This window comes from Mycetocola sp. Y442, assembly GCF_056898615.1.
The window spans coordinates 593,350-619,613 of sequence record NZ_JBXHBV010000003.1 but is presented as its reverse complement, the minus strand read 5'-3'; the positions used below and the strand labels follow the sequence as shown (position 1 = coordinate 619,613).

The window sequence follows — 26,264 nt, the reverse complement described above, 5'->3', positions numbered from 1 at the left end:
CATCAGCCTCGCGACCCGCACCGGGTGGATCACTCCCTGGTGCGGGTGGCGAGCCGCGCCAGGTCGATGCGGTTGACGGTTCCGGTCTTGCGCAGCAGGTTAGAGATGTGTGAGCTCACCGTCTTCTCGCTGATGATGAGCGCTCTCGCGATCTCGGCGTAGGTTCGCCCAGCGACGACGTGATCGAGAATCTCCCTCTCCCGCCTGGTCAGGCCGGAGAGAGGCGATCCCGCGTCCGCCACCGCCGACGACTCCTCGACGGCGGCCGTCGGAATCCGCGCTGTTTCCGCCAGCGACTGCAGCAGCGAGTGCAGTGGCCGCGCGCCGAGCCGCTGACTGAGCTGAAGCCCCCGTCGAATAACGGATGCTGCTCGCTCACGATGGTGGACTCCCCGCGTCAGCAGGGCCTCACCGGCACGCCATAAACAGTAGGTCTCCTCCCAAGGCAAAAGGGCATCCCGGAACTGATCGGCGACAACGAGCCATTGAATGCCAATATCGGAATGTGCTCGCGCCCTCGCGATTTCTACGGCATATAGTGCGCCGAGCGCTGTGCACTGCAGGTCATAGAGGGGTGTCGGGCCGCCGACGTCGCGAATGATTCCTGGGAATTCCTCGACGAGCGCGTCGACCTGAGCCAGAAGTTCGTCGGTGCTCTGGGCCGCGTCCCTTCGAACGTCGATCTCATTGGCGAGGCCACGCGCGGCGAGCGGTACCAACCACTCACACATTGTCGGCGGGAGCCCGATCGACCGCGCTCCCGCGAGGGCGACCCCAAATGCAGCGAGATTATCGCCGTGAGCAAGGGCAACCTCTGCCCTGACCGCGTCGAACGCAAACGACAGAAACCGGTGCGTCTGGAGAAACAGCTCGTCGGCGCGACTCAGATGCGACACTGCTTCCGCGGTGTTTCCCTGCCACGCGGCCAGGCGGGCGGCGGTCAGCCGCGCGCTGGCATCCGTGACCGGTCCTGGATCAGAGCCCAGGACGTGCCGCAGCCGGTCGAGGCTCGCCGCCCAGTCACCGAACGCAAGCCTGGAGGAGGATTCTGCCGCTGCGAGGAACGCAACGTAGGTGTGTGGCGCGCCCAGCCGCGCGAGTTGCTCCCGTCGGGAGCCCACCTGATCCGCGAACCTGGGTGCCGTCCAGATCTCGACGGCGTTCGCCTCCCAGAGGGCGGCGTGAGCGTACGCCCACCAGTCCCCCGCGTCGATGGCTGCCCCGAGTCCCCGCGTCGCGTGAACGTAAGCGTCGTCGTTGCGCTGGTCGACCAGGGCCGCCATGGACATCGCTGTCCGTGCATACGACATGGCGCGAGGGTGCCCGACCTGTAACGCTCGCTGCAGCGCCTCTGCGGCCTTCGCGCCAGCGCCGACGACTCCGGCCCACAGTTCGGCGTGCGCGAGTTCGGCGAGAGCGAGGGCGTACTGCCAACTCGATCTGTCGACGCTCGCCAGGTCGACGGCGGCTTGCGCTTCAGTGACCGGCAGGAACCCGCGCCCGGTAGAGAACCGCAGGTGCATACGGCGGACCATCAACTCAGCGATGTCCAGTGGAGCGAGTCCCGGTTCATCGAGCAGTTGCTCGATGGCGGCGAGCTCCGCCTCATGTGCCCCGGCAGCTTCGGCCGCGCCTCGGAGACGCTCGAGGAGGTCACGGGCGGTGCCAGGCGCATCCGGAACCAGCGGACGAAGTGCTACCGCCCGCGTCAGCAGCCGCATCATCTCCGGACGGCCACCAGCCCCGCCAGCCTCGGTCGCTGCACTGAGCATCCAGTCGAAGGCCTCAGCGAGGTGCCCGGCACGGTCGTGATGATCGGCAACCGCGACGAGGGTTTCGATCGGGCGCGGGCCGTTCGCGAGCTGACGCTCGTAGTAGTCGGCGAAGAGGGCGTGCCATCGGTGGCGGGAATCGGGGGTCAGGGAACGCTCCAGGACCTCCGCGATGAGTGGGTGATGAAACCAGTAGGTGCCGTTCGGCGCCGCATCGATGGTGTGCGTGTCTATGGCCTCTGCGAGGAGGCTCTGCACTTCAGTAACCCCGGAGACGGCTTGAAGCGCGTCCGCGGTGATCGGACCCCCGTGAACGGCGAGTACCTGCGCCAGGCCGCGCGCATCGGCGGAGAGACGACGCCAGGACTGCAGCACGGCCGAGCGAAGATCGTCAGGAAAGTCGGCACTGATGTGACGGGCATCGGCGGGCAGCCCCGCAACGACGAGACGGGTGAGGTAGGCGTTGCCTCGCGTGTGCTCGTAGACCTCTTCGACCAACGACTGGTGAGGCGTCGCGCCCAGGAGCTCCGCCACCTGCTCCCCCGTCGAGACGCGGTCGAGCGGCGGAAGCCTGAGTTCGGTGATCCGGGGCAGCCGCCGTATGTCAGCCAGCCAGCGCTGGAGCCTGAAGTTCGAGTCGTCATCACGAACGGTGCCGAGGATGAGGAGTTGCCGATCGGGGCTGCCGGCGATGAGGTACATGAGGACGTCGAGGGTGCTCTGATCCGCCCACTGCAGATCGTCGACGGTGAGGACGACGGGACGGATCGCACACAGCTCGCTGAGCCACGCGTCGACAAGTTCCGGTACGTTCGGTGTGGCTTCGCTCAATCGCGGCGGCGGGGGCCCGGCTCCGGGATCCAGATCGCGCACGGCGGAGCGCAGGGCGAGGAACGGGACGCTGAGGGATGTGAGCGGCAGGCAGGTGCCGTAGAGTTCCGTGGCCGCTCCCCTGAGCCCTGTCACCGATCGCACGAGCGCCGTCTTACCCACACCGGGATCACTCGAAATCAGGAGCGTCGCCGCGTGACCAGCCGTTGCGTCGGCGAAAAGCGCGCCGAGGAGGGTCAGTTCCGCGTCGCGACCGACGAGAACGGAGTCTGGCACGCCCTCTCGAGGCTCCATCGCTTCATTTTCGCACCGATCCGGGCGGTAACCGAGTGCGGCTCTGACATTTCTCACCCAAACCCGTCGAGTTGCACGCGTCGGGGTGAGACCCGCGATCTCAGGGGTTATGGCCGCCTTCTGAGGGTTCTCCACCGATGCGGCTCGGTCGGCCACCGAGGATGCTCGACTCAGGTCAGGTGGTCGAACCATCACGAGGAGAACTGATGTCCAGACAAAGTCGTTCGGCATACGGAAGTTTCACACGGCGGCGTTTTTCTGCGCTCGCCGGCGCAGCGGCAGCTGGAGGGCTCCTCGTCGGGATCGGCTCTGCGGCCCTGTCCGTCGGAGCCGCTGCAGAGCCGGGGCCGCTTCCGTCATCGCCCGTGGTTTCTGTGTCGCTCACGGCTGCGTGCCCGCTCGAGAGAATTGGCACCCAGTTCGTCAAGTGCGACAACCTCACCGGCGCGGGGGTGCGTGCCCCCTCGTACATTCCGGGTGTCCAGCGCTTCGGCCTGGGCGATCACCGGTAGGTGCCCGATAACGGCTGCGGTGCGCTAGCGCGTGCAGGCCCCGGAACCGACCGCGGTCGTGAGTGACGGTGCCTGCGCGATCACGGGGAGTACCTCTTCCATCGTGAGGGCATAACCGACGTTCGCCGTGGCATCCGACTTTGCAAAAATAACCCCGGCAACCGAGCCGTCGGTCGACAGCAATGGGCCGCCCGAGTTGCCCTGCTGCACGTTGGCCGCGAGCGTGTACACCTGCCGCGGTGTGGGGTTTGACCCATAAATATCGGGGACCAGGGTGGTGCCCTGCGCGAGAACGCTGGCGGATCCAGCGGTGAACGGTCCGCCGAACGGATACCCCATCACCGCAGCCTCTGCGCCGGCCGGGAGCGTCGGCGACATCGCCAGTGGAGGCGCGTCGAGGCCTGAGACGTCGATCACCGCGAGGTCATCGACCGGGTCGAAGTAGACGATGCGACCCGAGCGGGGCAGTTCGTTGGGTGCCTCTACGACGAGTTCCGTCACGCCAGCGAGTACGTGTGCGTTGGTCACGACCCGATCGTCGGCGACGACAAAGCCGCTGCCGACCCGCCCGGTGCCGCACGACGGCGCGTTTCCGGTGATTCGAACGACGGATGCCGCCGCGGTCGTCAACGCAGGAGAGTCCAGTGTGACCGCCGGCAGGTCCGGCGCGGTTGACGGCACACCGACGGCCTCGAGCACGCGCGGAAGGCCGTCGTTCATGACGGCGGTGCGCAGCTGAGCGAGGAGGGACTCGACCGGTTTCGGCATGAGCGAGTCGAGCGTCCTCAGCACTGTCGACGATGCCAGTGACTGGCTCAGAATAGGGGCGCCGAGCGTCTGCGCGCTGAACGCAAGCAGCGAGATGACGATGAGCGCCACCGAGGTGTTCGCCAGTGCGCCGGCGAGCTTCTCGATGAGGCGGAGTGGCGTTTTGTGCAGGGGCTGGCCGATGACGTTTCCGAGCGCGATCCCCACCGTGTATCCGACGCTGATGAGCAGGACCGCCGCGAAGACCGATGCGAGAACACGCCACTCAGGGAGCCAGGTGGCAATGAGCGGGAGGAGGAAAAACGCCGCGACTCCCCCGGCAACCATGCCGGCGATTCCGCCGAGGATCCGGAAGAATCCGCGGCTGTAACCCTGAATCAGTGCTCCGAGGAGAACGATGACGAGAACGACGTCGAGCGCTATCGAGCCGAATGAAATGACGTCCAATGGCCCTCCAGCCTTCCCGACTCATTGTAGGTGCGGCATCCGTGAGGACGCCGGGCCTACAGGGGCCTGACGACGCGGGGCCTGACGACGCGGCCGGCCTGACGCAGTTCGACCCGCCCCCCGGTGCGGGAGCGGGTCGAACGAGTACCGCGCGAGTGAGTCTCTAGCGCTCAGACCCGGTCTCGTCGGCGGCCGGTGATTCGCTCGACGCCAGCGCGTCGCTGTCGAGAGCATCGGTGACCTGGGAAACCGTGGTGTCTTCGTTGTCCGTGCCCGGTTCGACCTCACCGTGAGTGTTGCTGAACAGGTGCTGGTCGTTTTCGGAGTCATCCTCGCCGCCCGCGACGTCAGAGGTCGAGGTCTCGACGTCTGCTTCGTCAACGTCGAGGAACGCTGCGTCCTGCTCGACCGGCTCTCCGGCGACCGCGTCGTTGGTTACCGTCTGTTTGGCGAGTGCTTCTTCATCTTTGGGGTCGCCAACTCCCCACACGCCACCTTCCGAGGTCACGCCCTCGGTTGCCTGGCTCCCGCCACTGATCTCGGTGTCCTCGTCGCCATGGCCATTGGTGCCCTGGGTTGCGTCGCTCATGATTCTCCAATCGGTCGTCGGGACCTTCCACGCTAGGTCGCTTGTCAGGAGCGACTCAAGGGGTTGCGAATTGCGCCCGACTTACCCCTGGCCTGGCTGGGCGTCCCGCACGACGGGAACGAGCTCCACGTTTCTGAGGACTCCGCCATCGGCGACGGCAGTGAGGTAGGTGCAGACCGGCTGGCGACGCCTGTCGGTGGGTGAACCCGGGTTGATCAGTCGGAGTCCGTTTGGACTCGTGGTGTCCCACGGGATGTGGCTGTGTCCGAACACCAGCACGTCGACATCAGGAAACTCCAGATCAGCCCGCTTTTCTCGGCCGCTGGCCTGCCCGGTCTCGTGAATCATGGCAAAACGGATGCCGTCGATTTCCGTCCGTGCGACGAGGGGGAGCCGCCGTCGAAGGCCCGCACCGTCGTTGTTGCCGTACACCCCGACCAAACGGTTCGCGCGTTTCTCAAGCTGGTCAAGGAGTGGTTCGGTGATCCAATCGCCGGCGTGGAACACAACATCCGCATTATCGACCGCGGCCCAGACCTGAGCGGGAAGCTCCTTCGCTCTCGCGGGGACGTGGGTGTCCGCGAGGAACAGGAGGTTTGTGGGCATAGGCCGATTCTGCCATCTTCGCCGCTCCTGCCTTGATACCGAGTGAACCAAAGCCGGGCACGCCAAAGGGCCGCCACCGATCCGTGGGAATCAGCGCGGCCCTTCAGTGAGTTTGCCGTTCAGGCGGTTGTCGTTCAGCTGGCGTGTTCGGCTAGCGCGTTCAGCGGTTGCTCGCGTCAGCCCTGCCCCGAAACATGCGCCATGAAGTAGTCCAGGTGCTCTGCTTCTACGGCTTCCTCGTCGAGGGCGCGCTTGCGATCACGCGCGAGCGTCTCGGCATCCGTCGTTGCTTGTTCTGTGAAACCCTCAGAGGGCTTCTGGTCGGAGTTCTGGTCAAGGGTAGAGTCGTCATATTCTTCTTGGTTCATAACATTCCGTTTCCGTTATATCTACCGGGAGCTATCGCGCTGAGCCGCGTGTCGTGGCCCGCTCCGGCGAGTGTCTCCGTCTGCGGCGGCGTCTGCTCCGGGTACTCCGGTGTCGCGCGCCTGACCGGTGTCTGAACCGACGGCATCCGCCCGAAGGTCGGCCCGAACCGGCGTCGTGCCCTGCAGCGGGGCCTGGTTCTGCGCCTCGTGGTTCTGCACGGGAGCCTGGTTCTGGACAGGCTGGTTGGTCTGAACCGGCTCGCGGTCCTGAACCCGGTCCTCGACCCGCTCCCGGTCCTGCACCGGCTCGTGGTTCTGCACCGACTCGTGGTTCTGCACCGTGTCGTGATCCCGAACCGGGTCGTGGTCTCGAACCGGTTCGTACGTAGTTTCCCGCACGGGCTCATGCGCCGTGCCGTTCGACGAGTCGTGGCTCGCGCCGGTATCGTCACGTCGCTCAGCGCCGACGGCTTCTTCCTCCCGCTTGCGCTGAGCGGCCTGTTCCATCAGCTCGGTTCGCTCGGGGTATTCTTCCGGCGGTCGTGCGGTTCCACCGTCGCTGTCGACATCGCTGAGTCCGAAGTATCGATTGAGCGCTTCCTCGTTGTGCGGGCTCAACCCCTCATCGGCGTTCAGGCGAGGTGCTTCGAGCACGGTCTCCTTGTCGAGTTCCGTCCTGAGTACTTCGCCATCCCAGGTGGCGTTTGCCAGCGGCACGAATGACTCATGACGGCCGAGAAAGCCGGTCTTGATCGTGACCCAGTTGGGGCTGCCCGTTTCCGGGTCGACGAAGACCTGTGCGATGTTGCCGATCTTTTCGTTGTCGGCACCGAACAGGGGAGCGCCCTGGATGCCACCGACGTCTCGTGAATCAAGCATGTGATCTCCCTAGGGTTAGCGGCCGAGTCCGGCCCGGTCGACGCGACGGTGGAAACGCATACCGGCGAGTCCGCCGAGGACAGCACCGGCGAGGGAAACAGCGAGCGCGAGAAGCGCCGTGATGATTCCGCTGGCGGTCAGTTCTTCCGGGCTGGTCGGGATCCGCGGGAATGCGTCGAGGTTGGCGAGAATGTTGAACTCGTTCCCGGCAACGGCGCCGAGAATGGCGACGACAATGGCGATGATGAGCGCCCAGAGCCACACGGCGATTCCCTGCTTCGCGCCCTCGAACCGTGCCATCCGGCCGGCAACGTAGCCGCCGCAGTAGTACGCGATGAACAGGATGACGAGCGCGATTATCGCGGAGACGAGAACGCCCCCGAGTTGTGCGCTCATGGCGTCGTCCGCGACGTCGTCGACCCCACCTGCAATGGCAAGGGCGATCGCTGCGACCAGCGCCGTCAGGATCACGGTGAGTCCGGTCGCGGTCAGCCAACCGAAGAATGCCGAGCCGAATTTCATTCCGCCGAAGCGTTCCTTCTCGCGAGCGACGACGTCTTCGCGGTACGACTTCTGTGACTCAGCGGGTACAGCGGCGAGCGGCTCTGACGAGCTGTTGTCGTTATGCGCCGCGGCTCGCGCCGTTCTGTCCCTGTCTTCTGGAGTGCTCATTGTGCTGTTCCTCTCCTAGCCTGTCCGTCAAGTCAAGGCCTTAGCCAAGTCCGGATGCAAGGGGTTGCGGTTTCGGCACCGGTGCCTCAACCCTTGGTGTCCGAGCGGTGGTGCAGGCCGTAGATTAGGACTGTGACACGGCGACATGGCCCACTTGTGCCCCTGGTGATTGGCCTCGCCGCGCTCGTCGGCTTCGGCTGGATCTGGATCGCCACCGAGTCATCCGACGCCCCAGCCTCAACGGTTCGCTGGTTCATCTCTGAGTCGTCGCTCGCCCTCGCGATTCTGGTGCCGGCCGTGTGCCTCTTCTTCGTCATCCGCGCCATCCATAGCCGGCGCCTCGAGGCGCGCGAAGCGGCGCGACCGCCGGCGACCGGCGCCCAACAGGCCGGTGACCTGCTGTGGTCGCTCTCGAAAGGACTGCTGCCGCAAACCACAAAGGCTGCAGATATACAGACGGATGCCACCGAGCCGGTTTTCATCGCCAGGCCAGCAGTCATCGCCAGCCACCGCCAGCTCACACCGGCGACGCGGACGCTCCTGACGACAGCGAGGGCGCTGGTGCTCTCTCGCGATTCCGACGGTGTTCCGGGGGAGAGGGCCGCGCTCCGGGCGTGGGAGACTCCCCGTGAGGTGAGCGTTGCGGCAACGGACAGGCGGTTCCTGCTCCGGGACTCGACCGGTCTCGCCGATGTGCAGTACGCGAGCATCACCGCGGTTCACCTCGTTCAGGGTGCGGTCCTGCTGCGCCTGGCGGACCGCCCGCCGATGCTCGTGATTTGTGAGCAGGCCGAATCGATCGCCGTGCTCGCCGTGTGGGGGAGTGCCGGCGAAGCTGCCCTCAAACGGCATCCGGATTTCGTGGCGCTGCGGAAGTCCTGACCCCGCAGCACCGCACACCCCGCATTACCAGCCACCCCGGCTCCACCCCGGCTCCACCCCGGCTCCACCTCGGCTCCGCCCGGCTCAGGCCGGGACCAATGACCGGTGACAAATCCGGGGTCGTGTGGTGGTCTGAACCCTCCATAGAACGGGCTCGCCGTTCGGGTGCCCAGCGGGGTGGAGAAACATCGTGGCCGAGAAATTCACAGGCAAAATTGCCGTCATCACCGGTGGCGGATCCGGAATCGGAAGGGCGATCGCGATGGCACTCGCCGACGAGGGCGCGAGCGTCGTTGTCAACGATCTCCGTCACGAGGTCGCCCAGTCGGTCGTTGAGGAAATCACCCACGCGGGCGGAACAGCGGTGGCCATCGCCGGTGACGTGTCGCATCCCGACGACGTCAGAGCAGCGGTGGAAAAAGCAGTCGATACCTACGGCGCCCTTCACCTGGCCGTCAACAACGCCGGCATCTGGGGACCGACCGAGCCAGTCGCCGAGATCGACATAGCGGCATACCGCAGCCTGATGCGGATCAACCTCGACTCCGTCTTCTACGGCATGCACTTCCAGGTGCCGGCGATGATCGCGGCCGGCGGGGGAGCCATCGTCAATACGTCGTCGATCCTCGGACTGGTGGGCGATCCCCACGCGATCCCGGATGCCGCGGCGAAACTCGGTGTCGTCGGAATGACCAGGGCGGCGGCGCTGGGCTGTGCCGCCCAGGGCATCCGGATCAACTCGATCCATCCCGGCTATATCGACACTCCTCTCCTGGAGGGAATGACGCCGGCCGTGCGCACAGCCCTCGTGGCCAGGCATCCGCTCGGGCGACTGGGTCTCGCGGCGGAAGTCGCCGCCGTCACCCTCTTCCTGCTCTCCGATGACGCCTCGTTCGTCACGGGATCCCAGTACGTGGTCGATGGTGGATTCACCGCGCAGTAGGGCCGCCAGTGGCGGCCCGCCCCGTACACCCCGTGATTGGATGGGACCATGACTGACGCGCACGCCCATACCGATTCCGTCGCCACCTACATCGAGGACTTCGGTCGGTTCATCGCCGCGAGCCCGTCGTCGTACCACGCGGCCGCCGAGACGGCCCGGCGGCTTGAGGTCGCGGGTTTCTCGCGACTGAACGAATCGGAAGAATGGCCGACCGGAGCGGGAAAACGGTACGTTATCCGCGATGGTGCTGTGATCGCGTGGCGCCAGCCGGAGGCATCCGTTTCAACGACACCCTTCCGGATTCTCGGGGCTCACACCGACTCCCCAGGGTTCAAGCTCAAACCGAAGCCAACGATCGGCGCACACGGCTGGCTTCAGGCCGGCGTCGAGATTTACGGCGGGCCGCTGCTCAACTCGTGGCTCGATCGCGAGCTTGAGCTTGCCGGGCGCATCGTCACCCGCGAGGGCCGTGAATACCTGGTGCGAACCGGGCCGTTCCTGCGGATCCCGCAGCTCGCCATCCACCTCGACCGCGACGCGAACTCCGGGCTCACCCTCGACCGCCAGCGGCACACCACCCCCGTCTTCGGCGTCGGCGACGTCAGCACAGCGGATGTCATCGGTTACCTCGCGCACATCGTGGGAGTGGAGAGCTGGGATGTCGCCGGTTACGACATCCTCACCGCCGACACGCAGGAGCCACGCCGGTTCGGCCTCAACGATTCGCTGTTCGCGTCCGGTCGCATGGACAACCTTTCGTCGGTGTACGCCGGACTCGTCGCGCTGCTCGGCGCTCCTGAGGACGCGGAGCACATCAGTGTTCTCGCGGCGTTCGACCACGAGGAGCTCGGTTCCGAGACCCGGTCCGGGGCGGCTGGACCGTTTCTTGACGATGTTCTGTCGCGGGTCGGGGCCGGCCTCGGGGCATCCGTTTCTGACAGGCTGCGTGCCTACGCAGAGTCATGGTGCCTCTCTGCCGACGCCGGTCACTCGGTGCACCCGAACTACCCCGAGAAGCACGACCCGGTCAACCACCCGGTCGCGGGCTCGGGTCCGCTGCTCAAGATCAACGCCAACCAGCGTTACGCGACGGATGCCGCCGGTGCGGCGCTGTGGACGCGCGCGTGTGCCGCAGCCCGGGTGCCGCACCAGGAGTTCGTGTCGAACAACACTGTGCCGTGCGGATCGACGATCGGGCCGCTGACGGCGACCCGGCTCGGGATTCGGGTCGTGGATGTTGGCGTGCCGCTGCTGTCGATGCACTCGGCCCGCGAACTCGCCCATGTGGACGACCTTTTCGGGTTGTCGGCCGCCGCTGGCGCGTTCTTCGCGGGGGCGTAGGGCGGCTCCACGCCCGCGCCGGTGTCGTGCGCCGGTGTGCCGCAGGGCGTTGCGGGTGCCCGGCCCCGGTGTTTCGGGAGGAGAATCGTGGGGTCTGTCGCGAATGGGCGGCCGGGGCCTGCACATTTCCGCCCGAAGTTGCGGCATACCCCCCGCGAGGTGGCACCGCTCGTCGGCTGTCTCCGCCCCGGCGCCCGGCTCCGGTGTTTCGGGAGGAGAATCGTGGGGTCCGTCGCGTGTAGGCGGCCGGGGCCTGTGTATTTCCGCCCGAAGTTGCGGCGCACCCTCGGCGGGGTGGCACCGCTCGTCGGCTGTCTCCGCCCCGGCGCCCGGCCCGGCCCCGTTGTTTCGGGAGGAGAATCGTGGGGTCTGTCGCGTATGGGCGGCTGGGCCCTGCATATTTCCGCCCGAAGTTGCGGCATACCCCTGCGGCGCACCCTCGGCGGGGCGACTCGCCCTTGCATATATAAGTCGCGCTTGATATGTTGGGCGCCATGGACATCAACTCTTCGGAACTCACAGAGACGACGGCCGCCCAGATCGGCGCCGTCACACGACGCTTGAGCCGCCGCGAGGTCGACGGTGAAAGTGGACGGGTCGTGACCATCTCGCAGACCTACCCGACGAGCCTGGCCGACCTGTGGAACGCCGTCACGACGGGCGACCGCATCAACCGCTGGCTCATGCCGATCACGGGGGACCTGAAAGTCGGCGGCCACTACCAGCTTGAGGGCAATGCGGGCGGCGAGATTCTCGAGTGCGCTGAGCCGCACACCCTCGAAGTGACCTGGGAGTACGGCGGCGACGTGAGCTGGGTCACCGCCCGGCTGACCGGCGACGAGACCTCCGCGACCCTCGAGGTCGAGCACACCGCCCTCGTCGACGACGCCGACTGGAAGCAGTTTGGCCCGGGCGCCGTCGGCATTGGCTGGGACTCGATGCTCCTCGGCCTTGCCCTTCACCTCACGAGTGGCGCGAGCATGAATCCCGCCGAGGCCATGGCGTGGATGGAATCGCCCGATGGCATCCGCTTTATGACGCGAAGCAATGACGCCTGGCGTGAGGCGAGCATCGCTGCGGGCGAGAAGAAAGCGGATGCCGATGCCGCGGCGGCACGCTGCCTCGCTGCCTACACCGGGGTCGGCCCGGATCCCGCGGAGGGCGTCGCCGGGGACGTCACCGGGTAGTGCACGCCTTCGACATCCTCGGCGACCCGGTGAGGCGGCGACTGCTCGAGCTGCTGGCCGAGAGTGAACGCCCGGCGGGCGAACTCGTCGACATCATCAGCGCCGAGTTCGGCATCAGCCAGCCCGCCGTGTCGCAACACCTCAAGGTGCTGCGGGAGAACGGCTTCACCACCGTGCGAGCCGACGGTCGGCGGCGCATTTACGCCGTCGACACTGAGCCGCTCCAGGCCGTCGACGAGTGGCTGGCGCACTTCCGCGGGTTCTGGACCCAGCACCTCGACGCCCTGGGCACCGAGATCGCCCGCGGAAAGCGCTGACCAGCACTCATGACGCAAACGGATGCCGTCCTCAGGTCGTGAGGGCGGCATCCGTTGTCAGGCGGTCACGTCAAAGCGGCGTGACAACCGCGAGTTTTTCTAGCCGAACAGGTCGGCGATCCAGCTTTCCTTCCTGGACTTCCGGTAGCCGTTGCGGTCGTCGTCGTAGCGGCGGTCACGGTCACGGTCGTTGTCGCGCTCACCGAAGAACGGCACCTGCTGGCGCTGCTCCTGGTACTGCGGGCGGGGCGCTGCGGCCGGCGTCGGCGCACTCTTCGTCATCTCGGCTTCGGCGCGATCGATGATCTTGTCGAGCTCGCCCCGGTCGAGCCACACGCCGCGGCACTCGGGGCAGTAGTCGATCTCGACGCCGCTTCGCTCGCTCATGACGAGGGTTGTTGAGTCAGTTGGGCACTTCATGATGTCCTCCAAGACGAACGTTTCCTTCATCATATGGAGGGCGATGCGGCCCAACCTGAGCGTCTAGGTGTACCCGGCCATGACGTTGGTGACATTTCGGGGCTTGATCTGAGGAGAACCTCCGGGGCGTAGTGGAGTTGTTCAGAAACCAGGCATTCCGGGAGATCAACAACAACAACAACGACGAACCGCCGCCCTTGACCCCTGGCTGGAGTACTACAACACTGAACGCATCCACACCGGCATCGGAGCAACCCCGATCAGCCGAGCGTCACCAATGTCCTGACTCAGTACATCTAGCTGGGCACCGTGACCGGCTGACCCGCGTGGGCTGAACGCAACGCCGCTTCCATAATTTCGAGCGTGCGGAGGCCGACGCGGCCGTCCGGCTGCGGAACCCGGCGCGGCGTCTGCCCGGCAACCGGGGGACCGGATACCCGGACGGCGTCGAGGAACTCGGTCAGGAGCAGTGCGTCGAGGTCGGTGCCGTAGCCCAGGTGGATGCCGCCATCCACGCCGAGGCCAGACACGTGCTCGGCGAACGGGTCGATCTCGACAGAGCCCTTCGTTCCGGTGATCTTCAGGGTGAGGCCGCCCCACGTCGGTGCCGTGAGCGGCTGGCTCCATGAGCAATCGATGGTGGCGATGAGGCCGCCGGCGTAGCGCACGGTGACGAGCCCGCCGGTTTCGACGTCAATTTCTGCGTCGGCGTGCAGGATCCGGTTGGCTGCCGCATTCACCGATTCTGCGCGGAGGCCGCCGGTGAGGGCGTCGATGAGGTCGGCGCAGTGCACGACGTGGTCGACGATGGCCCCGCCGCCTGAGAGTTCAGGGTCAACGAACCACTCGCGATGCTCGAGTGGCAGCTTGCCGTTGTTAGTGCCGTCGATGGCGAACATCTCACCGAGTCGGCCGGCATCGAGGTGCTCGCGCATCACCGTGAACCCGGGGGCGAACCGTACCGGGAACGCCACCATCAGGATGACGCCCGCGGCCTCACAGGCAGCGACCATCGCTTCACCGTCGGCAACGGTCGTCGCGAGCGGCTTTTCGCACAGAACGTGGACGCCCTCGCCGGCGGCTCGTTCGACGACGGCGCGGTGGCCGGAGTTCTCGGTGGCGACGACGACGGCATCGGGCTTCCACGCGAACAGTTCGTCGTAGCTGTCGACGTAGTTCACGCCGAGCTTCGCCGCGAGTTCTGCGCCACGCAGAGCTGCGTCCGGTGCAGCGGCGCCGTCGGGATCGGCGACCAGCACCTCAATGTCGGGCATCCGCAACAGCGCCGAGACATAGCTCGCCGCGTGCGTGTGGGCGAAGGATGCGATCGCGACCTTGAGTGGGGATGTCATGCTGCTGCTCCCTGTGCGTTTCCGAACTCTTCCATGTTGACGACCCTTCCGGTGCGAATTGACTCGTATGCGGCCTGAGCCAGGTACACCGCGACAGCGCCGTCTTCGGCGCTGACCCGTGGCTGCGCTCCACCCGCGAACGCCTCGGCGAACTCACGGATCTCGGTGAGGTACGGGCTCTCCCTCAGTTCGGAGGTGGGGATGACGAGACCGTCCGGTTCGGCATCGTGCAACGACGTCGTTAGCCCGGTGTTCTGGCTCGAGTCATAGCGGATGACACCGGCATCGCCGGCGATGCTGAAGCCCGTGGTGAACGGCGTCCCGATCGCTCCCCAAGTGGCACGAATGTGTGAGATCGCGCCACCGACGTGGGTGAGCGTGACGTGTGCGGAGACGAACGGCGGCACGACATTGTCGACGGTCGCTGGACTTTGAACGGCGTAGATCGTCTGGACCTCCCCGCAGGTCCAGCGGGCCTGGTCGAGGTCGTGAATCATCAGGTCCATGATGATGCCACCGGATGCCGCTTCGTCCTGAAACCAGGTTCCCACGGCCGGGCTCGAGCCGCCGCGGAAGAACCGGGCGACGGCGACCTTGCCGACCTTGCCAGCTTCCACGGCTTTGTGTGCAGCGACATACGGCCCGGTGAACCGAACGACGTGCGCAGGGTAGATGTGGACGCCTGCCGCTGAAGCAGCGTCGTATACCTCGCGGGAATCTCTCGCCGTCAGGGTGAGCGGCTTTTCGCAGACGATGTCTTTCCCGGCATCGATCGCCGCGAGGGCGAAGGCACGGTGGGTGCTCGTCGGGGTGACGATGTCCACACAGTCCGCGCGGCGGAGCGCCTCGTCGAGCGTGTCGACAACCTCGAACCCGAACTTCTCGGCGAGTTCGGCGGCGCCGGCCTCGGAGAAAACGAGAACCTCGGCTCCGAGCTTCTTCCAGGCGGATGCGTGCACCCGCGAGATGGCGCCTGCGCCGATCAGTGCGACGATGAGACGCTGCTCACCTGCGTCGGTGTATGAAGAGTTGTGCATTGCGTTTTCTTTCATTTCAGACCCGCGTGGGCGATGCCTTCAACGACGCGGCGTTGAAGGATGATGAAGGTGATCAGGATGGGTGCCATCGCCATGAGCGAGGCGGCCATGAGCACTCCGGTGTCGACGCTGCCCTGGTAGCCCTGCAGGGTGGCGAGTCCGACCGAGAGCGGCATCTTGTCGGGAGTGCTCGCGACGACGAGCGGCCAGAGGAGGTCGTTCCACGACGCCAGCACCGTGATGATGGTGAGCGAAACCAGGCCCGGTTTGGCGAGCGGAAGCATGACTCGCCAGAAGATTTGCCAGCTGTTGCACCCGTCAAGCCGGGCCGCCTGTTCGAGTTCCGCAGGCATCCCCTTGAAGAACTGCATCATCAGGAACGTGCCGAATGCGCTGAACAGGCCGGGGGCGGCGATGCCGAGGATGGTGTCGAGGAGGCCTGCGCCCTGAATGATCTGGTACTGCGGGATCAGGTAGACCTGGCCGGGCACCATCAGGATCGACAGCAGGAGCGCGAGCAGCACACCCTTGAAGCGGAAGTGCATGCGGGCGAAGGCATAGCCGGCCATCGAACAAAGGATGACCTGCGCAATGGTGCGCAGCACGGTCACCGCGAGCGACACCCAGAACTGGTCAAGGAACGGTAACCGGGTGAAGACCTCGGCGAAGTTGCCCCACTCGAAGCTCGAGGGGATCAGGACCGGCGGAACCGCGGTGATGTCGGCCTGGGTCGACACCGACATCTTGATCTGCCAGATGAAGGGGAAGATCATCAGGATCGAGGCGGCGATGAGCACGATGTGCGCACCCCAGTTGCGACCCTCCCTGGGCGTCGTCCGTGTGTTTCGCTGGCGGGCCTCGCTCGCTGCGGGACGTTCGGTCGCGGCCAGGCGTACTTCAGTGTCAGTCGACATAGTGGACCCATCTGCGCTGGAGGCGGAACTGCATGAACGTGAAGAGACCGATGATCAAGAGAATCAGCACACCGATCGCTGACGCGTAACCCTTCTCATTGGCGCTGAACGCTGCGTCATAGAAGAGGAAGACGAGCGATTGCGTCTTCGGCATGACGGGGTTGCCAGGGCCAAGGAGCGCGTAGAGCATGTCGAACAACTGGAAACCCGAGATGAGCGTCATCACCGAGAGGAAGAAGATGGACGGGCTCAGCAGGGGAACGGTGATGGACCGGAACTGCAGCCAGTGATTGGCCCCATCGATGGAGGTTGCCTCGTAGAGTTCGGGCGGGATTCCCTTGAGCCCGGCCGAGAGGATGATCATGTTGAACCCGAGCGACATCCAGAGGCCCATGATCGCCACGGCGATGAGGGAGAACCACTCGGTCGAGATCCACGCCGGCCCGTCGATGCCGACGACCGCAAGTGCCGCGTTGATGACGCCGTAGTCATTGTTGTAGATGATCCTCCAGACCATCGAGATCGCCGTCGGCATCGCGATGTAGGGCAGGAAGAAGCACGTTCGGTAGACCATCGCGAACTTGAGGCTCGGACGGTTGAGCAGGGCGGCGAATACCACGGCGATCGGAATTCCCAGAAGCAGGATGCCGGTGTACACAAAGGTGTTGAGGATCGCCCGGTAGACATCCGCGTCTGAGACGAGCCGAATGTAGTTCTCAAGGCCGGTCCACGTCGAACCGCCAAACACACCCCACTCGGTGAAGCTGTAATAGAGGGACTGGGCGAGTGGCCAGAGGTAGAAGAGGGTGACGCCGGCAAACAGCGGCGCGACGAAGAGCACCGGCCACCAGCCGTCACGGGTGAGGGTATTTCGTTTCATGGGCAGGTCTCCTTGACGCCTGGCGGCCGGGGGGAGTGGGTGCTGCCGCGTCTGCGACAGCACCCACGAGCGATTCGATCGCCTACTTCTCTTTCGCCAGCGACTCGTTCATCTTCTCGGCGAGCTCTTCAAGGACCTCGGCGACGGGACGATCGCCCGAGACCGCAGCCGGGAGCAGATCGGACTCGATCTTGAGCCACGCGCCGGTGTTCTTCGACACGGGGTACGCGACCGAGTAGTCCTCAGCGGCGTCTCCGAAGACCTCGAGGTTGTAGGTCGGAGCCGAGTCGACGAAGTCCTGCTGCGTACCGGTGAATGCGGGGTTGGCCGCGCCGGCCGCCGCCTGGATCAGCGCAGCATCCTCGGAGGCGAGGTAGCTCAGGAACGCTTGGGCTGCTTCGGGGTTCTCCGACTTTGCGCTCATCACGTTGCCAACTCCGTGGATGACGGTTTTGCGCTCGCCGGTGGGGGCGAGCGGGATTTTGGCGACGCTGAGGTCATCCTTCACGGCGGAGTCGAGCATGCCGGAAATGCGCCAGTTGCCGCCCCACATCATCGCTGCCTTGCCGTTCTGGAGCCGCACGAACCCGTTCGTGTCAGCGTTCTCGGCCGGGGTGATGCTTGAACCGTCAGCCGCCATGTCGGCCCAGAACTGCACGGCCTCGATGGCCTCGGGACTGTTGTAACCCGATTCGCCGTCCTCGGTGATGATCGTTCCGCCATTGCTCATGACGGCGGGGTAAATGTTCTCCTGGTTGCGGGTGGTGTCAGCTGAGCCGACGATGCCTTCGCCACCGAGGGTGTCGGAGACGGTCTTCGCCGCGGCGTGGTAATCGTCCCAGGTCCAGTCGTCCGTTGGCGCTTCAACGCCGGCACGCTCGAGGATGGCCTTGTTGTAGAGCAGCCCGATGGTGTCGAAGTCCTTCGGCACGCCGTACTGCTCACCGTCGAGGCTGTAGATCTCATTCATGGCATCCGGGTAATTCGCCGGGTCGATCAGGTCGGCGTCGACGAATGGCTTGATCGGCGCAAGCAGGCCATTGCTGGCGAACAACTGAAGGTTCGGACCGTTCATCCAGAAGACGTCAGGCAGCGAATCTGACGAGCCCTGCGTCTGCAGCTTGGTGAAGTACTGCTCGAACGCGGTGAGCTCGACCGACACCTCCACGTTGGGGTATGTCGTGTTGAAATCGGCGATCAATTCCTCCATCGCCGGCTGCTGGTTGATGTCCCAGATTGCGTAGGTGATATCGCCCTTCACCTTGGTGGGGTCTGACGGCAGGGAGATCTCTCCCGTGGCCTCGCCGCCTCCTGAACCTGCTGAACATCCTGACAACAGCATCGCTGAGGCTGCAACAGCCACGACCGCTCGAGATAACCGCATTCGTACTCCTTCTTCATTGATTAGGGCAGTGTTACTTCTTCAGTGCTTTGACCGTTCCCGGCCGTTCTCGAAATTGAGACGCAGGTCGGTGGGGAGCGGATCAGTCCGCTTTGGTGCTGAACCGTTGCGAAGTGATTCAGCAGCCCGGAGCTCGCTCATGCGATACCCCCGTCGCTGCCCGGATAGGCGAGATCAGGCACAGGAACGCCTTCGATGCCGAAGAGAGCCTGTGACGAGTTCTGAAAAGCGAGTGCCAGTGCGCCGAACAGGGTGCCGTCCGAGCCGAGGGTGGATCCCGCGATCGACGGCTTTCCCTCGAGCATGACCAGACGGTGGATTTCGGTGCGCAGCAGGTCGACGAAGTAGTCGCTCGAGCGCGAAAGGCCACCGCCGACGACGATGAGGTCGGGATCTAACGCGAGAGCGACCATGGTGACGTGCGGCGCGATTTCCGCGACAAATCTCTGGATTTCTGCGATTGCGTCGTCGTCGCCCTGCCGTGCATTCGCGAAGACCTGTTCCGCCGTTGGCGCTGACGACCACATGAGCTGCCCGTGCACCGCTGTGCTCGTCCAGCGCATCCCCCGCTGGCTGCCGATCTCGCCCGAACTGCGGTGGGCGCCCTGGTGGATATTGCCGCCGATCATGAGCGACATCGAGATCCGGTTGCCGATCTGCAGATAGATGATGTTCTCGGCAAGCTCGGCGGCACCGAGGTGGTGTTCGGCGAATCCGGCGAGCTTGATGTCGTTCTCGAGAAAGACGTGTGCTCCAAATTTCTCGCTGATCTGGCTGGCAACGCCGACACCGTTCCATTCGGGAACCACGAAGCTCTGTGAGATAGCACCATCGTCGCTGACGATGCCGGATACTCCCACGCAGGCGGCCTGCAGCTTGTCCTGAGTCAGCTCCGAGCGGGTGAGGGCCTCGTGAACCGCAGAGATCACGGCGTCTACGCGCTCGGCTCCGCTAAGCGGGCCCGAGATCTGGCGATCGTACCGTCCGACGAGCGTGCCTCGAAGGTTCGCGAGGATCACGCGGATGTTGTTGGGCCCCGCATCGATTCCGGCGACGATCGAGCTGTCGGCGTCGAAGCGGTAATGGCGAGCCGGCCGCCCGCCGATCGACGGGGTGGGAGTCGCGGGTTCCTCGGTCAAGAGCCCGCGAGATTCCAGATCGACGACGACAGCCTCGACGGTCGGGCGGGAGAGACCCGTGCGGGCGGCGACGTCGGAAATGCTCAGTGCCCCCGGTGCGCTCCGCAACACGTGGACACAGCTCAAAGCGTTGACGTGCCTGATGTCAGCTGGACTCAGTGAGGTCATGCTGTCGTCTCCAATGCGTGCCCGTCGCCGTCCGTGAGTGGGGGCGGTCGAATTAACATAGCAGGTTATGAAACCACCCTATGTAAACTCTGGATGACGCTGGGTAAACGAAACTGAATGACGCTGCGTAGACAAAAAAGATGCCGTCCCGCACTAGTGCGGGACGGCATCCGTTTTCGTATCAGGCGGCTGGGGCGAGTGCGCCCTCGATGACCGAGACGATCTCGGGGGAGTCGGGCGCCGTCGTCGGCCGGAACCGGTACACCGTGTCATCGGGTGTGATGACGAACTTCTCGAAGTTCCACTTGACCTTGCCAGCCTTGCCGCTGGCATCCGGCGTCTTGGTCAGCTCTTTGTACAGGGGAGCAGCGTCCTTGCCGTTGACCCTGATTTTCTGCATGATCGGGAAGGTCACGCCGTGGTTGATGCGGCAGGCCTCCTCGATGGCCTCGCCCTCGCCCGGCTCCTGGAAGAACTGGTTGCTCGGAAAGCCGAGAACGACGAAGCCGCGATCGCGATACTTCTCGTACATGGCCTCGAGAACGTCGTACTGCGGCGCGAGGCCACATTTCGACGCAACGTTGACGACAACAACGACCTTGTCCTTGTGCTCAGCCAGGGTGGTGGTGCCGCCGGAGATCGTGGTCAGGGGGATATCGCGGATGCTCATGGCCAGAGAGTATGCCCGGATGCTTGGGGTTGGCTGCGAATCGTGCAGTTACTGCATCTTTGTGCGTGATCGGGGCACTGCGGCGGTGCGCCGGGGGAGCGGATGGCCACTAGCGCAGTTTGCGGCGGTGCCGTGCCGACACGGCCAGGTAGGCGCTGAGCGCGCCGAGGGAGCCGATCCCGACGCGCATGAGCGGTTCACTCCAGGCACGCCAGCGGGAATCGCCCGAGACGGTGAACTCGCCGATTCCCCGAATCAGCGCTGAGGCGATCATCGCAACGACGAGCCGGTTGCCGATCTTCTCGACCCGGCCCATGATCGGGTCGAGTCCCTCAGCGCGCACCTGGATCTCGATGCCGTCCGGCCCGATCGAATCCGACAGCATCCGGAGCTTCTCCGGCAGTTCCACGCCGAGCGCCGCGAGCTGGCGGCCGATCTCCGAGGCCCGACTCACCAGCGCTCGTGGCGAGAACCGCTCGGCGGCAAAGCGCGTCGCATAGGGCTGCAGGGCGACGCTGAGCCGGAAGGTGGGATCGAGGCGCACGCCGATGCCCTCGATCATCGAGAGCATCCGCAGCAGCAGAACGAGCTGGGGGTCGAGTTGCAGCCGGTGGCGGCGCAGCACGCCCAGGAGTTCGGCGACCATGGCACCGATTTCGAGCTCGGCGAGTTGCTTGCCCGAGTAGAGGGTCATGAAGTGGGCGAAGTCCCGGCGCAGGTGCGGGCGGTTCACGTGGGCCGATGTCGACGTGACGGTGAGGACCGCCGAGGCGATGTGGTCGGGATCGCCCTGGAGGAGCGCTGAGAACAGGGAGACGAGGTGGTCGCGCATCTTCTCGTCGATGGAGCCGACCATACCGAAGTCGATCAGCCCGATCCGGCCGTCCGTCTCGATGAACAGGTTTCCCGGGTGGGGGTCTGCGTGGAAGAAACCGTCGACGAACACCATCTGGCAGACGGCGTCGACGGCGAGGGTAATCACCTCGGAACGGTCAACGCCGGCCGCGTCGAGCGCGGGCAGGTCGTCGACCCGAACTCCCGTGATCCGCTCGAGCGTCAGCACCCTCGATGTCGTGGTCTCCCAGAAGACCCGGGGGATGTGAATCCTGCTGTCCCGGAAATTCTCGGCGAACCGTTCGGCGTTCCTGGCCTCGGTCAGATAGTCGAGCTCGGCACGGATCGTCACGGAGAACTGGTCAATGAGTCCGACCAGGTCGTAATCGGCGGCGAGTTCCCAGCGCGCCTCGGCCTGGCTGGCCAGGTTGGTCAAAATCTCGAGGTCCTCATGAACCTGGGCCACGGCTCCAGGGCGCCGCACTTTGACGACGACGCGTGTGCCGTCTTTCAGCATTGCGGCGTGAGCCTGGCCGATAGACGCGCTGGCCAGGGGTTCTTCGGTGAACTCCGCGAACAGTTCCGAGGTCGGGGCACCGAGTTCGGACTCGATCACGTTCATCACGACGGCACTCGCCACGGGTGGCGCGCTCGACTGCAGCTTGGACAGCTCGGCGATGTAGTCCGGCGGCAGGAGGTCGGCGCGGGTCGACAGCAGCTGGCCCACCTTGATGAAGGTCGGTCCGAGTTCCTCGAGAGCCATGCGCAGGCGCTCGGCGCTCGGGTTGCGCTTCTCGGCCCTCGCCGAATCGGCAGGGCTGATCCACCGCCCGAGTCCGAGCCCACCGGCAAGGGCGCCGAAGCCGTTTCGGCTCAGCACCTTGGCGATCTCCGCGTATCGATCCAGTCGGCTCGATGGCGTCATGATTGGCTCCCCGGGTCCGGGCGGTGATGGGTCATTCAGGACCTTCCGACAGTCACAGTGGGCCTATGCAGCGCGGGGCGGTGTGGCTAGGATCCCTGTCATCAGCGGCGAACCCGCACTCCCGCACTTTTTGCTGAGGCAACCGTATCGGTCGAGTCGGCGCGGGAACAGGGTCGAGTTGTCGCGTCACCGAAGGGAACCGGATGTCATTTCAGGCGTACCTCGATGCGATCGAGGACAAGACAGGGCTCACCCCGCGTCAGCTCGTCGAGATCGCGCGGGAGAGAGGGTTCGACGGCGAGTCCGCGAAGGCAGGCGAGGTGCTCGAGTGGCTGAAGGACGACTACGGCCTCGGTCGCGGGCATGGAATGGCACTCGTGCACGTGATTAAAAAGGGCCCGCAGATCGACGCGAAATTTGTCGGGACAGCGGGTGCCCACAGCGACGAGTCCGACACGCTGTGGCTCGATGGCAAGGCGACGAAGCCCGCGTGACCCGCGAGAGCATCAGTTCCGGTCGAGAACACCCGGCGCAACCGATGTTTTCGACCGCAACGGATGCTTTCGGCCTCCGCGGGACTGGGGATATGTCGTGCAGCGCAACGAAACCCGTTTCACGTCGGTGGATTCTGTTATCGTGGCAGCGTCGACGAGGACCGCCCCGGCCAGCACAGCCCCGTCGATCCTCGATCGGAATACTCAGACGGAGACACTGTGACCACTGCCAAGCGACCACTTCGAATCGCCATGATCGGATACGGCTTCATGGGAGCCGCCCACTCACAGGGCTGGAGGGTCGCACCGCGGTTCTTCGACCTGCCGGCCGAGCCGGAGATGACGTTACTCGTTGGTCGCAACGTGGAAGCGACGAAGGCCGCCGCGGAGAAGTTCGGCTGGGCCGAAACGGCGACGGACTGGCGGGATGCTGTCGCGCGCGACGATATCGACGTGATCGACATCGTCACCCCCGGCGACTCGCACGTCGACATCGCGATCGCGGCGCTCGAGGCGGGCAAGCACGTCCTCTGCGAGAAGCCCCTCGCGAACACCGTCGAGGAGGCCAGGGCCATGGCCGACGCCGCAGAAAAGGCCGCAGCCAAGGGTGTCTACGCCATGGTGGGCTTCACCTACCGACGCGTTCCCGCAGCGACGTTCGCCCGCGACCTCGTGGCATCCGGTGCGATCGGCGACGTCCGTCAGGTTCGCGCGAACTACCTGCAGGACTGGCTGGTTGACCCCGAGGTTCCGCTCGCCTGGCGCCTGCAGAAGCACCTCGCCGGTTCCGGCGCCCTCGGCGACATCGGAGCTCACGCCATCGACCTGGCCCAGTTCATCACGGGGCAAAAGCTCACAAGCGTGAGCGGCATGCTCGAAACGTTCGTCAAGCAGCGGCCCATTCTCGCCGAGGCGTCCGGGTTGTCCGGAACGGCATCCGACGAACTCGGTGATGTCACCGTGGACGACCTCGCGCTGTTCACCGGCAAGTTCGATGGGGGAGCCGTCGGCTCGTTCGAGGCGACACGGATGTCGACCGGGCGGAAGAACGCCTTTCGGATCGAGGTCTCCGGATCGAAGGGTGCGATCTCGTTCGACCTCGAGAGCCTCAACGAACTCGGCTTCTATGACGCAACAGCGCCTGCCGACCGCCAGGGCTTCACTCGGATTCTCGTCACGGAACCGCAGCACCCCTACATGGAAGCGTGGTGGCCCACCGGCCACATGCTCGGTTACGAGCACGGTTTCAGCCACCAGGCCCGCGACTTCGTGGTGAGCGTTGTCGAGGGCAGCCAGCCGACACCGTCGTTCGCCGACGGGCTGCAGGTGCAGCAGGTCCTCGAGGCTGTCGAGCAGAGCGCCGAGTCCGGAAGCGCGTGGGTCGCGACCTCCGGCAACGACTGAGCCCCGAGCATCCGTTCTCTCGATCGCATTGACCAAGGAGTAAATTCATGACCCGTCCTGTCACGTTGTTCACCGGCCAGTGGGCCGACCTGCCGTTTGAAGAGGTCGTGCGCCTCGCCTCAGAGTGGGGTTATGACGGGCTCGAGATCGCCTGTTGGGGCGACCACCTCGACCCGTCGCGCTGGGATGACGAGGAGTACGTCGCGGGCAAGCTCGCGCTGCTGGAGAAGCACAACCTCAAGGTCTGGACGATCTCGAACCACCTCAAGGGGCAAGTCGTGTGCGACGACCCGATCGACCAGCGGCACCGCGACATCGTGTCGGATGCCGTCTGGGGCGACGGCGACCCCGAGGGCGTGCGGCAGCGCGCTGCCGAGGAGCTCAAGAACACCGCGAGGCTCGCGGCGAAGCTCGGCGTGAAGACGGTCACGGGGTTCACGGGCTCGGCGATCTGGAAGTACGTCGCGATGTTCCCGCCGGCGTCCGAGGAGATGATCGAGGCCGGGTATAAGGACTTCGCCGACCGCTGGAACCCGATTCTCGACGTGTTCGACGAGGTCGGCGTGCGGTTCGCGCACGAAGTGCACCCGTCGGAGATCGCGTACGACTACTGGACGACGGTGCGGGCGCTGGATGCCATCGGTCACCGTGAAGCGTTCGGCCTCAACTGGGACCCGTCGCACATGGTCTGGCAGGACATTGACCCCGTGGCGTTCCTCTGGGACTTCCAGGACCGGATCTACCACGTGCACTGCAAAGACACGAAGAAGCGCCTCGGCAACGGTCGCAACGGGCGGCTCTCGTCGCACCTCCCGTGGGCGGATCCGCGCCGTGGCTGGGACTTCATCTCGGTCGGGCACGGCGACGTGCCGTGGGAAGACGCATTCCGCATGATGAACGCGATCGGCTACGACGGCCCGCTCTCGGTTGAATGGGAAGACGCGGGGATGGATCGCCTGGTCGGGGCACCCGAGGCGCTCGAGTTCGTCCGGAAGTTCGCCTTCCCCGCTCCGGATGCGGCCTTCGACGCCGCGTTCAGCACGGGTAACTAGGTTCCTGCTCCGGCAGCGGCGTGGTGAGGGGTCGGGCGAGTTACCCTCGAAGGGTGCCCGATACTCTCACCGCCCCTGCCGCGCTCCTCGGACGCGCCGAGTGGCAGGCGCGCGAGCTGGCGCACGTCGAGCGTGCTGATGCCCTCACCGCCGACTGGCGAGCACGGGTGCAACGTGGCGAGAAGCATCCGATCGACGACTTCCTCTTCACCTACTACCCGGTGAAACCCGCCCACCTGCGGCGGTGGCACCCGGGCGTTGGCGTGGCGCTCGCCGATGCGGGGGAGTTCGAGCGAGCCGGCTGGCGCTGGTATCGAACGGATGCCGCCGGCGCGGTCGACGTCGACGCGGCGGCTTTTCTTGCGGCGAAGTCCGCCACCGTCGACTTCATCGAACGGCTTCTCTCCCGGACCGCGGCCAGGGTGAGCCAGTTCGGCTGCTTCGGACTGCACGAGTGGGCGATGATCTACCGGCAGGGGGCGCACAGGCACGACGTGCCGCTGCGGCTCGGGCAGACCGGAACCGACGAAGTCGTCGAATCGCATCGCATCGGGTGTTCGCATTTCGACGCGTTCCGCTTCTTCACACCGGATGCCGTGCCGCTCAACCGCCTCAGCCCGACCCGCGACAATCAGCCGGAGCTCGAACAGCCCGGCTGCCTGCACGCCGGCATGGATGTCTACAAGTGGGCGGCCAAACTCGGCCCGCTCGTGCCCGGCGACGTGCTGCTCGACGCGTTCGACCTGGCCCGCGACATCCGCTGGCTCGACATGCGGGCGTCACCGTACGACGTGTCGCCGTGGGCCGGTGATCCGGTCGCGATCGAGACGCCGGAGGGCAAGGCCGAGTACGTGCGCCAGCAGCGCGCGTTCGCCGACCGCTCGAACGCGCTGAGGCACCGGGTGGTCGCCGCGATCCGCGTGGCTCGGGCTGTCGCCCTGCCCGTGTAGCCGTGCGCCGATTGGCGGCTGGGTTGCTCGTCGGGGCGGCGGCGCAGTTTCGGGAGGAGAATCGTGGGGCCCGCGGTCGTGTTGGCGACGGGCCGCGCGAATCACCGCCCGAAACGGTGGTGACGGACGGAACGGGCCGTTGAGCCGCTGTGACGGACGGAACGGAACGGGGCCGACGAACCGTGTCTGACCGGGTGGCTGGGTGAGCGGATGGG

At 65.5% G+C, this 26,264-nt stretch carries 26 protein-coding genes; 10 read left to right on the top strand and 16 right to left on the bottom strand.

Annotated features, from left to right (window positions below; all coding sequences use genetic code 11):
- Window positions 1–29: 29 nt before the first annotated feature.
- Window positions 30–2,897, bottom strand: a complete 2,868-nt coding sequence (locus tag AC1X6S_RS14470) for a helix-turn-helix transcriptional regulator (protein WP_483406452.1) — start codon at window positions 2,895–2,897, stop codon at window positions 30–32.
- A 206-nt stretch (window positions 2,898–3,103) separates the two neighbouring features.
- Between AC1X6S_RS14470 and AC1X6S_RS14465 the strand changes: the two genes are divergently transcribed.
- Window positions 3,104–3,409, top strand: coding sequence for a hypothetical protein (locus AC1X6S_RS14465; protein WP_483406451.1), 306 nt, complete (start codon window positions 3,104–3,106; stop codon window positions 3,407–3,409).
- 24 nt (window positions 3,410–3,433) lie between these two features.
- Here AC1X6S_RS14465 and AC1X6S_RS14460 read toward each other — a convergent pair whose 3' ends face one another.
- The 6 genes from AC1X6S_RS14460 to AC1X6S_RS14435 all read right to left on the bottom strand — a co-directional run bounded on the left by AC1X6S_RS14460 (window position 3,434) and on the right by AC1X6S_RS14435 (window position 7,738).
- A complete protein-coding gene (locus AC1X6S_RS14460; protein ID WP_483406450.1) occupies window positions 3,434–4,624 on the bottom strand; it encodes a MarP family serine protease in 1,191 nt (396 codons plus the stop codon).
- 163 nt (window positions 4,625–4,787) lie between these two features.
- On the bottom strand, window positions 4,788–5,213 hold the full coding sequence (locus AC1X6S_RS14455; protein WP_483406449.1) for a hypothetical protein: 426 nt from the start codon (window positions 5,211–5,213) through the stop codon (window positions 4,788–4,790).
- Between the two features lie 81 nt (window positions 5,214–5,294).
- Window positions 5,295–5,819 (bottom strand): metallophosphoesterase family protein, encoded by a 525-nt coding sequence (locus AC1X6S_RS14450; RefSeq protein ID WP_483406448.1) that lies wholly within the window; start codon window positions 5,817–5,819, stop codon window positions 5,295–5,297.
- Between the two features lie 176 nt (window positions 5,820–5,995).
- Window positions 5,996–6,187 carry a hypothetical protein gene (locus tag AC1X6S_RS14445; protein ID WP_483406447.1) on the bottom strand — a complete coding sequence of 64 codons (192 nt, stop codon included), beginning with the start codon at window positions 6,185–6,187 and terminating at the stop codon, window positions 5,996–5,998.
- A gap of 21 nt (window positions 6,188–6,208) precedes the next feature.
- Window positions 6,209–7,066, bottom strand: a complete 858-nt coding sequence (locus AC1X6S_RS14440) for a PRC-barrel domain-containing protein (protein WP_483406446.1) — start codon at window positions 7,064–7,066, stop codon at window positions 6,209–6,211.
- Between the two features lie 15 nt (window positions 7,067–7,081).
- On the bottom strand, window positions 7,082–7,738 hold the full coding sequence (locus AC1X6S_RS14435; protein ID WP_483406445.1) for a hypothetical protein: 657 nt from the start codon (window positions 7,736–7,738) through the stop codon (window positions 7,082–7,084).
- Window positions 7,739–7,870: 132 nt separating this feature from the next.
- Between AC1X6S_RS14435 and AC1X6S_RS14430 the strand changes: the two genes are divergently transcribed.
- From AC1X6S_RS14430 to AC1X6S_RS14410, 5 genes are all read left to right on the top strand, one after another.
- Complete coding sequence (locus AC1X6S_RS14430; protein ID WP_483406444.1) at window positions 7,871–8,620, top strand: hypothetical protein; 750 nt, start codon at window positions 7,871–7,873, stop codon at window positions 8,618–8,620.
- 187 nt (window positions 8,621–8,807) lie between these two features.
- A complete protein-coding gene (locus AC1X6S_RS14425; RefSeq protein WP_483406717.1) occupies window positions 8,808–9,563 on the top strand; it encodes an SDR family NAD(P)-dependent oxidoreductase in 756 nt (251 codons plus the stop codon).
- 48 nt (window positions 9,564–9,611) lie between these two features.
- The gene (locus AC1X6S_RS14420) at window positions 9,612–10,904 is read left to right on the top strand and encodes a M18 family aminopeptidase (RefSeq protein ID WP_483406443.1); all 1,293 of its coding nucleotides are present in this window, start codon (window positions 9,612–9,614) and stop codon (window positions 10,902–10,904) included.
- Window positions 10,905–11,398: 494 nt separating this feature from the next.
- Window positions 11,399–12,091 (top strand): SRPBCC family protein, encoded by a 693-nt coding sequence (locus AC1X6S_RS14415; protein ID WP_483406442.1) that lies wholly within the window; start codon window positions 11,399–11,401, stop codon window positions 12,089–12,091.
- Window positions 12,091–12,408: an ArsR/SmtB family transcription factor gene (locus tag AC1X6S_RS14410; protein ID WP_483406441.1), complete on the top strand. Its 318-nt coding sequence runs from the start codon at window positions 12,091–12,093 to the stop codon at window positions 12,406–12,408. The genes AC1X6S_RS14415 and AC1X6S_RS14410 overlap by 1 nt, the downstream gene beginning before the upstream one ends.
- A 99-nt stretch (window positions 12,409–12,507) precedes the next feature.
- Here AC1X6S_RS14410 and AC1X6S_RS14405 read toward each other — a convergent pair whose 3' ends face one another.
- The 9 genes from AC1X6S_RS14405 to AC1X6S_RS14365 all read right to left on the bottom strand — a co-directional run bounded on the left by AC1X6S_RS14405 (window position 12,508) and on the right by AC1X6S_RS14365 (window position 22,149).
- Window positions 12,508–12,828 carry a TFIIB-type zinc ribbon-containing protein gene (locus AC1X6S_RS14405; protein ID WP_483406440.1) on the bottom strand — a complete coding sequence of 107 codons (321 nt, stop codon included), beginning with the start codon at window positions 12,826–12,828 and terminating at the stop codon, window positions 12,508–12,510.
- A 296-nt stretch (window positions 12,829–13,124) separates the two neighbouring features.
- Complete coding sequence (locus tag AC1X6S_RS14400; RefSeq protein ID WP_483406439.1) at window positions 13,125–14,180, bottom strand: Gfo/Idh/MocA family protein; 1,056 nt, start codon at window positions 14,178–14,180, stop codon at window positions 13,125–13,127.
- The gene (locus AC1X6S_RS14395) at window positions 14,177–15,217 is read right to left on the bottom strand and encodes a Gfo/Idh/MocA family protein (RefSeq protein WP_483406438.1); all 1,041 of its coding nucleotides are present in this window, start codon (window positions 15,215–15,217) and stop codon (window positions 14,177–14,179) included. The genes AC1X6S_RS14400 and AC1X6S_RS14395 overlap by 4 nt, the downstream gene beginning before the upstream one ends.
- A gap of 11 nt (window positions 15,218–15,228) precedes the next feature.
- Window positions 15,229–16,131: a carbohydrate ABC transporter permease gene (locus tag AC1X6S_RS14390; RefSeq protein WP_483406437.1), complete on the bottom strand. Its 903-nt coding sequence runs from the start codon at window positions 16,129–16,131 to the stop codon at window positions 15,229–15,231.
- The gene (locus tag AC1X6S_RS14385; protein WP_483406436.1) at window positions 16,121–17,011 is read right to left on the bottom strand and encodes a carbohydrate ABC transporter permease; all 891 of its coding nucleotides are present in this window, start codon (window positions 17,009–17,011) and stop codon (window positions 16,121–16,123) included. The genes AC1X6S_RS14390 and AC1X6S_RS14385 overlap by 11 nt, the downstream gene beginning before the upstream one ends.
- Window positions 17,012–17,093: 82 nt before the next feature.
- Window positions 17,094–18,395, bottom strand: coding sequence for an ABC transporter substrate-binding protein (locus AC1X6S_RS14380; protein WP_483406435.1), 1,302 nt, complete (start codon window positions 18,393–18,395; stop codon window positions 17,094–17,096).
- Window positions 18,396–18,550: 155 nt separating this feature from the next.
- Window positions 18,551–19,720, bottom strand: coding sequence for an ROK family transcriptional regulator (locus AC1X6S_RS14375; RefSeq protein WP_483406434.1), 1,170 nt, complete (start codon window positions 19,718–19,720; stop codon window positions 18,551–18,553).
- Between the two features lie 181 nt (window positions 19,721–19,901).
- Entirely contained in the window at window positions 19,902–20,390 is a 489-nt protein-coding gene (locus AC1X6S_RS14370; RefSeq protein ID WP_483406433.1) for a glutathione peroxidase, read from the bottom strand.
- Window positions 20,391–20,499: 109 nt separating this feature from the next.
- Window positions 20,500–22,149, bottom strand: a complete 1,650-nt coding sequence (locus AC1X6S_RS14365; protein WP_483406432.1) for an ABC1 kinase family protein — start codon at window positions 22,147–22,149, stop codon at window positions 20,500–20,502.
- 203 nt (window positions 22,150–22,352) lie between these two features.
- Here AC1X6S_RS14365 and AC1X6S_RS14360 point away from each other — a divergent pair, with 203 nt between their 5' ends.
- From AC1X6S_RS14360 to AC1X6S_RS14345, 4 genes are all read left to right on the top strand, one after another.
- Window positions 22,353–22,643: a DUF4287 domain-containing protein gene (locus AC1X6S_RS14360; protein ID WP_483406431.1), complete on the top strand. Its 291-nt coding sequence runs from the start codon at window positions 22,353–22,355 to the stop codon at window positions 22,641–22,643.
- 252 nt (window positions 22,644–22,895) lie between these two features.
- Complete coding sequence (locus AC1X6S_RS14355) at window positions 22,896–24,047, top strand: Gfo/Idh/MocA family protein (RefSeq protein WP_483406716.1); 1,152 nt, start codon at window positions 22,896–22,898, stop codon at window positions 24,045–24,047.
- A gap of 47 nt (window positions 24,048–24,094) precedes the next feature.
- The gene (locus tag AC1X6S_RS14350) at window positions 24,095–25,099 is read left to right on the top strand and encodes a sugar phosphate isomerase/epimerase family protein (protein ID WP_483406430.1); all 1,005 of its coding nucleotides are present in this window, start codon (window positions 24,095–24,097) and stop codon (window positions 25,097–25,099) included.
- A 53-nt stretch (window positions 25,100–25,152) separates the two neighbouring features.
- On the top strand, window positions 25,153–26,049 hold the full coding sequence (locus tag AC1X6S_RS14345) for a 3-methyladenine DNA glycosylase (RefSeq protein WP_483406429.1): 897 nt from the start codon (window positions 25,153–25,155) through the stop codon (window positions 26,047–26,049).
- Window positions 26,050–26,264: the final 215 nt, after the last annotated feature.